The organism is Rhodococcus sp. NPDC057014 (assembly GCF_042673295.1).
In the GTDB taxonomy this organism is placed as follows: domain Bacteria; phylum Actinomycetota; class Actinomycetes; order Mycobacteriales; family Mycobacteriaceae; genus Rhodococcus_F.
The window spans coordinates 1-2853 of sequence record NZ_JBHUSF010000559.1 but is presented as its reverse complement, the minus strand read 5'-3'; the positions used below and the strand labels follow the sequence as shown (position 1 = coordinate 2853).

Below are 2853 nucleotides of genomic sequence, written 5' to 3'. Positions count from 1 at the left end.
ACCGCCTTGCGGTACCGGGCCACCACCGCGGCGGCATCCAGTTCCACGGCCAGGGCCTTCGCCTTCGCGACCAACCCGCGGTCCCCGACCCCGTCCAGAACAGCCGGGTCCGAACACAACCGGCGATCCACCACCGCGCGATCGGATGCCGACAGACAGGCTGTTTCCCGCACCAGCAGGGTCGCGCGCCATTCGTTCAACCGCCCCGACCGCAACAACGCCAACGTGTGCGGCATCTCGTGCACCAGCGCCTGCGCGAACCCCAGATGCCGGTTGCCACGGTTCGGGGACTCCCTGCGCGCCAACGCAATCTGCGACCCGATACCGCGACCCCACTCCGCCCGCGGCAACCGACGGGCCCTGCGATCCTCCCGCACACAGGTGGCGACATCGTCGGTCACCACCGCCTGCACCGCACACCCCACCGACTTCAGGGATTCGACTGCATCGAGCCACTCGATCCCCACCCCCGCATCACCACACGGCCCGACACACCGCAACCGCGCCGTGAACGCCCGCAACTCCTCCAGATCCGGTGCCACCACACCCCCCACGACCAGCCCTCCCCCGAGGTTATTCGAAACTTTGTTCGACTCTAGCAACCACCCGCGACTCATGGCAATAGCCGAATCCGCCGTAAACCGCGTGCAGCGCAGCGCCACACGGCGCTATACAGGAGGTCGCGCACGCCTGCGCCGAGGAATGGAGAAGTAGTTGCCCACGAGTGCCGCACCGGATCCGATGACGCTGCACCCCGTTTCGGGTCAGCCCCGGGTAGTCCTGCTCAAACCTCTGATCGACAACCCGCTGATCGAGGTCGGGGAGTACAGCTATTACGACGATCCCGAGTTCGCGGACGAGTTCGAGACGCGAAATGTCCTGCACCACTACGGTCCGGATCGGTTGATCATCGGAAAGTTCTGCGCGTTCGCGACGGGGACGACGTTCGTCATGAACGGCGCGAACCATCGGATGAGCGGCGTCTCGACCTTCCCCTTTCCGATCATGGGAGGCGCGTGGGCCGAGCATGCCGATCTGCTCGCGGATCTACCGTCGCGCGGCGACACCGTCGTCGGCAATGACGTATGGATCGGGGGCAACGCGACGATCATGCCCGGCGTGCGCATCGGGCACGGCGCGATCGTGTCGACCGGTTCGGTGGTGACACGATCGGTGCCGGACTACGCCGTCGTGGGCGGAAACCCGGCCGTCCACATCAAGGACCGCTATTCGGAATCCGACATCGCCGCGCTGGTGCGGATCGCGTGGTGGGACTGGCCGATCTCCGTCATCACCGAACAGGTGCGAACGATCGCCGCAGGCACTGTCGAGCAACTTCAGGAGATCGCCGACGGACTCGACTGACTCAGCCGCACGCAGCCTTGGGCGACTCGGCGTCGAGGTCGAGTTCGCCGTCGTCGACGAAGACGAGACGTCCGTCGTCGAGGGCGACGGCCCAGCGGTGCACGGGCGCCCAATCACGCCCGAGGAGCCCCTCGGACTGGGACAGGTCCGCGAAATCCTCGATCACGACGCCCGGCGCGGGTTCGTCGGCGTCGCGGCGGACTCGAACGCGAGCACCGACGACGACATCGGCGCTGTGGGGCTGTGCGGCACTCTTCTGATCAGACATTGGTTCATTCCGCTTTCTGCCGGGTGACGCCAGGGCAAGGGATCATCCGGGCCCGCTGCCGAGAACTCACTACAGACGATCGGCAAATTTTGAGCAAGCCCCGAGTCGGAGTTGTGGGGATCATCACCGAGGGCTTGACGCCCGCCAAACCATGCCGACGTTGTCTAGAGTTTGTACATTAGGCCTATTGACGTCAAGAGTATTTCAGTCCACGATTAGGTGTAACCGCTGGTCACACTGACATGGAGGATGTTCATGGCACGCTCGACGCTCGCTCTCGGCAATCCCAAGATCACGGATCGTCAGGACACAGGCGCCCGGCTTCTCCACTCCTCTGCGCGCATGTCGTACGACCCGACCGTCGAGGTGGACTGGGACGCTCCTGTTCCCGACGACCTGTACGGCCTCACTCCCGAGTGGTCCTCGCTGTACGGCACGCCGATGTGGGACGAGATGACGTTCGAGCAGCAGATCACGCTGACGAAGCACGAGGTGTCGTCGATCATGGGCACCGGCATCTGGTTCGAGATGATTCTCCAGCAGATGGTCATCCGGGACATGTATGCCAAGGACGCGTCACAGGCGCACTTCCAGTTCGCGCTGACGGAGGTGGCCGACGAATGCAGGCACTCCGTGATGTTCGCGCGCACCGCCGAGAAGTTCGGGTGCCCCTCCTACGTTCCGCGCAAGTCGGTGGTCACGCTGGGGCGCGGATTCAAGGCGCTCGCGTCCGGGGAGGTCGCGTACGCCGGCATTCTCGTCGCCGAGGAGATCCTCGACGTGATGCAGCGGGACTGGATGAAGGACACCCGCGTCCAGCCGATCGTCCGCGTCACCAGCAAGATTCACGTCGTCGAGGAGGCCCGGCACATGCGGTTCGCCCGGGAGGAGACCCTGCGCCGGGCCGAGGGAATGAGCAGGGCGCACCGCGCCGCGAGCCGCGCCTGCATCGCGATCGCGTCGAACCTGATCGTCTCCAGCATGATCAACCCGGCCGTCTACGCGGCCGCCGGCCTCGACACCGAGCGTGCGGTGCGCGAGGCGAAGAACAACCGGTTCCGGGCCGAGAAGATCCGGGAGAGTTCGCAGCCGCTCATGCGGTTCCTGGACGAGGCCGACCTGCTCGGCGGTCCGTCCCGGCGGCTCTACAAGCGCGTGCACATGCTCTGACATCACCGAGGGCTTGACGCCCGCCAAACCATGCCGACGTTGTCTAGAGT

At 65.4% G+C, this 2853-nt stretch carries 3 protein-coding genes and 1 pseudogene; 2 read left to right on the top strand and 2 right to left on the bottom strand.

Annotation, left to right across the window (positions count from 1 at the left end):
- Positions 1–554 (bottom strand): annotated as a pseudogene (locus tag ACFTZB_RS44775) (HNH endonuclease); the annotation flags it as partial.
- A 187-nt stretch (positions 555–741) separates the two neighbouring features.
- On the opposite strand from ACFTZB_RS44775, the gene ACFTZB_RS44770 reads away from it, so the two are divergent.
- Positions 742–1365, top strand: a complete 624-nt coding sequence (locus ACFTZB_RS44770; RefSeq protein ID WP_378442323.1) for a CatB-related O-acetyltransferase — start codon at positions 742–744, stop codon at positions 1363–1365.
- A gap of 1 nt (position 1366) precedes the next feature.
- On the opposite strand, the gene ACFTZB_RS44765 is transcribed toward ACFTZB_RS44770, so the two are convergent.
- Entirely contained in the window at positions 1367–1633 is a 267-nt protein-coding gene (locus ACFTZB_RS44765) for a hypothetical protein (RefSeq protein WP_378442321.1), read from the bottom strand.
- A 255-nt stretch (positions 1634–1888) separates the two neighbouring features.
- Between ACFTZB_RS44765 and ACFTZB_RS44760 the strand changes: the two genes are divergently transcribed.
- On the top strand, positions 1889–2803 hold the full coding sequence (locus ACFTZB_RS44760) for a diiron oxygenase (protein WP_378442319.1): 915 nt from the start codon (positions 1889–1891) through the stop codon (positions 2801–2803).
- Positions 2804–2853 lie beyond the last annotated feature (50 nt).

Bases quoted from the DNA above. Each gene is read 5' to 3' on its own strand.
- ACFTZB_RS44770 (WP_378442323.1), top strand. From the start codon at position 742: ATGACGCTGCACCCCGTTTCGGGTCAGCCCCGGGTAGTCCTGCTCAAA.
- ACFTZB_RS44765 (WP_378442321.1), bottom strand. From the start codon at position 1,633: ATGTCTGATCAGAAGAGTGCCGCACAGCCCCACAGCGCCGATGTCGTC.
- ACFTZB_RS44760 (WP_378442319.1), top strand. From the start codon at position 1,889: ATGGCACGCTCGACGCTCGCTCTCGGCAATCCCAAGATCACGGATCGT.